Source organism: uncultured Senegalimassilia sp. (assembly GCF_934632265.1).
Classification (GTDB): Bacteria; Actinomycetota; Coriobacteriia; order Coriobacteriales; family Eggerthellaceae; genus Senegalimassilia.
In genome coordinates, this window is the sequence record NZ_CAKTYH010000136.1 from 1 (window position 1) to 4,681 (window position 4,681).

At 63.8% G+C, this 4,681-nt stretch carries 3 protein-coding genes; all 3 read right to left on the reverse strand.

The annotated features are described in order from the left end of the window. Positions 1 to 364 precede the first annotated feature (364 nt). Positions 365 to 1,252, reverse strand: coding sequence for a cytochrome c3 family protein (locus tag Q0H50_RS08470; RefSeq protein ID WP_294421398.1), 888 nt, complete (start codon positions 1,250 to 1,252; stop codon positions 365 to 367). A 9-nt stretch (positions 1,253 to 1,261) separates the two neighbouring features. Continuing rightward, positions 1,262 to 3,046 carry an FAD-binding protein gene (locus Q0H50_RS08475; RefSeq protein ID WP_294421399.1) on the reverse strand — a complete coding sequence of 595 codons (1,785 nt, stop codon included), beginning with the start codon at positions 3,044 to 3,046 and terminating at the stop codon, positions 1,262 to 1,264. A gap of 1,188 nt (positions 3,047 to 4,234) precedes the next feature. After that, on the reverse strand, positions 4,235 to 4,681 hold a 447-nt coding region (locus Q0H50_RS08480), incomplete at its 5' end, for a TetR/AcrR family transcriptional regulator C-terminal domain-containing protein (protein ID WP_294421401.1).

Consider the following 4,681-nt stretch of genomic DNA (forward strand, 5'->3'; position numbering starts at 1 on the left):
TTCAACGTGCGTAGGCCTTCCACAATGCACAGCATCACAAGCGCGCCACCGCCCACGCCGCCAAGGAATATATAAAGGATGGCAAGCATGCTCATCGTGCGCCCTCCCCTCCATGCAGCATCATCGAACACTTCACAAGATCGATTATCGCAAATAATAGCGACAATAATATCATGTCCTCTTCGATCGAAAGCATCCGTCCATAGACAAGAACGGAGGCTTATGGGACAAAACGAACGAGAGCCAAAACCTGCAAAACCGCCCAGAAGTCGACCAGAGGCAGCAAAAAGCCCCTGCTGGGGCATCCCAGCAGGGGCTTGCAAGCAGGGTGGGCTCGCAGCGCACTCGCGGGCGCGCCTGTTCCCTACTCGACTGCCGTGGGCTCGAGGGCCTCGGCTTCCTTATAGCTGATCCAGCCATCGGGGATGGTGGCGTCGCTGTGGCACTTGCTGCAGTACACGGTGGATGCGCGGTGCGCCTTGTGGCACTCGTTGCAGGCGACCTCGCCGTGCTCCTGCACGTGCGGGTTGCGCTTCATGTAGCTGGTCTTTTCCACCAGGTCGTCGCGTGTCATGGTAGAGCCGTCGTCGTTGACGTGGCAACCCGAGTTCAGGCAGAACGCCTCGCTGGCGATGCCGCGCGCCTCGGTCAGGTCGGACAGCGACTTCTCTTCGGGCACGAAGCGCTCGTCTGCGGTCTGCACGACGCTGTAGCTGCCGGTCAGCCAGCCCAAGCCCTCCGTGACCTGCTCGGACATCTGCGGCACGTGGCAGCCCACGCACGTGATGCCCTCCTGGGCGTGCACCGGCGCCAGCATGCTGGACGCGTCGGCGACCTGGTTGCCCCATTTGTCCGTGGCGGCCTCGCCCGGCGTGGACTCGTACGTGGTCAGGTAGCCGTCCATGGGCGTGTGGCAGATCGCGTTGCAGAAGCTGGGCGAATCATGCCACACCATGAAGCCCGCCCCGGCCGTCACCAGCACCACGGCCACAGTTGCAACGACCGCCGTTACCTTGCGGCAGCTGCGCTTTCGCGAGGGCGTCGCGCTCGCAGCGCCCATTGCGCCAGCCGCGCCAGCCGCACCCGCTGCGCCCGCGACATCAGCCTCGCCTACTGCTCCCGCGGCACCAACCTCACCCGCAGCGCTTACGCCCGCACGGCCGGCAGCGTCGACGCTAGCCGCGCCCGCTTCGCCGCCAGCAACCTTCTCATCTGCGGAAACGGTTTCCTTAACCTTGTTCTCATCGGTCATGGCAGCCTCCTATTTGCCCGCCGCGGCGTTCTCGCCGGCGATCTTGCCGAACACCATGCACATGCCGGCGGACAGGCCCTTGAGCGAGATGGGGTACTGCACGTTGAAGCGGCCGCCCTGCGGAGCGCCGGCCACGTACAGGCCGGAGACCACCTCGCGCTCGGTGTTGTACACGTGGCAGTCGCTATCGGACTCCAGGCCGCCCAGGTTCGCCAGCGTGAGCGCCACGCCGCACTCGGCGGCGTAGAACGGTCCGTTCTCCAGGGCGAACATGCGCTGGCTGCTCTTGCCGAAGTCCTCGTCGGAGCCGGCCTTCGCCAGCTGGTTGTATCGCTCGATGGACTCCTTCGCCACCTGGGCGTTCATGCCGTCGATCTTCGCCAGCAGCTCGTCGAGGGTGTCGGCCTTCAGACAGCGGCCCTCGGCCACGGCGGCCTCGATGTCGGCCGGGCAGCGCACGTTGATCTTCAGGCCCGACGGCGTCCAGTCCGGCAGCGCCTCGTCCTTGTAGATGCAGGCGATGCCGTGGGCGGCCGGGAAGTACTTAAGCTGCTCGGGCCAGGAGCTGTCGAAGAACTGGTAGGCCTTGCGCTGCGGCTGCAGCTCCACCTGGTTCTCAAGCTGCTGACCAGGCACGTCCTCGTTCATGAAGCGCTTGCCGTGGAGGTTGAGCCACAAAAAGCCGTTGTTGCCGATGACGCCGCGGCCGTCGGAGCCGGCGCCGCCGCCCATGTGGTGGATCATCGGCGCGTGCCACTGCTCCACCGCCGCGCCGGCCCACACGCCCATCTTGTGGCCGTCGCCGACGTTGGTGTAATTGCCCTGCGCGTCCAGGTCCAGCGACAGGATTTGGTTGCCGTTCTCGACGCACGCGGGGGCGAAGTACTTCATCATATCCTCGTTGGCCAGGTAGTCGCCCGTGGCCAGGATGACGCTTTTCGCGTTGATCTTCAGGTACTTGCCCGCGCCGGTATCCTGCGCGTAGATGCCCGCGATGCTGCCGTCATCGGCCGTGATGAGTTTCACGCCCTTCGTGTTGTAGCGAACCTCGGCGCCGGCCTCCTGGGCGCGCTTGAGGTTGTCGGCCATGGCCGTGGCCAGGCTGGAGAAGCCTACAGACGTGGGATAGCAGGGCATGTCCTCTTTCGTGTAGTCGTACGTCTCCAGCATGGGATAGAAGTACGGGTACATATAGTGGGCGCGGTTTGCCTCGGGGACCTCCTCGTAGGTCTCGGACGCGATATACATGTCCGGGCAGCCTTGGACGAACCAGTCGAGCGCCTTGCCCGACTCGTCGCAATAACGGCTGATGATGCCGAAGTTCGAGTGGTGGCTCCCCTCCTCCATGTGCATGTTGACAACCATGTGCTTGTCCAGGAAACCGTCGCCGCGCTCCCACTTGGCCATGGTCTCGCCGCCCAGGATGGCCATGTCGCTTGCCACGCTGTTGAGCTGGGCGGATGCCTCGATGGCGACGACCTTCGCGCCGGCTTCGGCTGCCGCGCGCGTTGCGGGAACGCCTGCGCAGCCAAGACCCACGACGACGACGTCGGCGTCAAGCGTCTCGGCCACGTCGCTGTCGGAGACCGACGGCGCCTCGCCGAGCCACGGCATGGTGCCCGTGCCGTCGAAACCCATCGTCTGGCCGTTGCCCGAACCGGCCGCGCCCGCGGCGCCGCCCGCGGCGCCGACCACCTTCGGAGCGCAGCCCGTGAGGCCCGCGCCGGCAAGCGCCGCGCTGATGGCGGCGGCGCCGGTCAGGAAGCTGCGGCGGCTGATTCCGGATTTGTCCATGTTGTTCCTTCCTCTCGCTTGCGCCCGCCTGCTGTTTCGCTGCGGCGACAACGCGATTCGGCGCGTCGGTTCGCAGCCCCCTTCGGAGCAGGCGGGCAACGTGCGCCCCGGCGAAAGCGCGAAGCTTCGCGGGCGCTTCGAGCAAACGCCCTATGCGCGCTCGACCCTACGAGGGGGATTATAGGAAGCGAGAATTGTGGGAGGAATGGACCCAAGCGGCGTTTCGTAAAGGGCAGGCTTTACGTTTTATACGTTTCGTCAACTTGCGTGCCGCGCGATTTCATGCTCGGGAGGCTTTCTCCCCTGCTGCCAACCGCGCCCCCGCGACTTCTGGACGGTTTTGCAGGCCGCAAAATTATGAGTGCGTCCATGGGATTTTCCTGACCAGGGGCTTTGTTGCGACTTATTTAGCGAATGCGAAAATGACGCGCGAAAACCGCCCAGAAGTGAGATTTCAAGGCGAAAACAGGCGCCAAAACCTGCGGAACCGCCCAGATGTCGACCAGTGGCGGCAACTACGCCCTGGACACTCCCGCACAACGCGCGTGAATGGGCTGCCGGCGGGAGTAAACAGGCCGGGGGTGCGGGCCGGGGCGGAGCCCAACCAGGCGGGGGCTGCGAGCTAGGGGCTGCACAACCATCCAAAAGCAGACCGGCAACGACCACGTGCACGCCCTTTGTCACCCTGCTCACCCGGCGCACCAAAACAGGGCGCGCCGGGTGAGCACGACCTTTCGAGGACATTTCGCTTAGCACAATGCCGCGAGGTGGACAAAAAACCGAGCGTTGCGCTGATGAGACGCGGATCGGGGCCGAATCCGGCTTGTGATACGGCGAAACCTATCTCGGAACCAGCATCTGTTGCCCAATTTTGCTCGGATGCTCAGTCGAACCGTCCTTCGATTGCACATCTCTCGCCTTTTTGGCCGCAAGCACTGCAGATAGCCCGAAAGAGCCACACCTTGCACCCGGCAACACAAGCACGCATGCGCGAACAGGGCGAGCACCCGCAAAACAGGACGCGCACGAACAACACACGCCCGCAACGGCAAAACCCGCCCTAACAGCCAACTACTCGAAGAACTTTGCAACCCCGACGAACATGCACTGAATGACGAGGCCTAAACTTGTACGCCGCGTGGTTTCGTGCTGAGGCTACGTTTTAGCGATGGCGAACGGGACGGCCAGCTACTCGAAAAACCTTTCAGCCCCGACGGGGATGCACTGGCGAATAAGGCCTACCAGCTCCGCGTCCTCGAAGTCCATGCCCTGGTCGAACCAATGGCGCGTGCAGCCTGCGCAGCCTTTCGAGAAGAAATCCAGGCAAAAGCCCGTCTCCCCCTGATCGAGCACGCCGAACACGCGAACGCGGCGGCCGAACGCGTCGCGCAGCGCGCGATGCATCACGCGATACAGGCTGTTCACGTCTTGGGAGGTAAAGGCGTTGCGCAAAAACGTCTTGCGCTGATGGCAAAGCTGAAGGAACTCGATATAGCACTCGTCGAAGGGCGCGAGCGTCCCCATCCGCTCGAAGGGGGCAGCGAACATGTCGCGGAAACAGTACTCCATCAGGTGATACTTGTCGGAGAAGTGGTGATAGAACGTCTGCTTGCTCACGCCGGCAGCGGCGGCGAT

Bases quoted from the DNA above. Each gene is read 5' to 3' on its own strand.
- Q0H50_RS08470 (WP_294421398.1), bottom strand. From the start codon at position 1,252: ATGACCGATGAGAACAAGGTTAAGGAAACCGTTTCCGCAGATGAGAAG.
- Q0H50_RS08475 (WP_294421399.1), bottom strand. From the start codon at position 3,046: ATGGACAAATCCGGAATCAGCCGCCGCAGCTTCCTGACCGGCGCCGCC.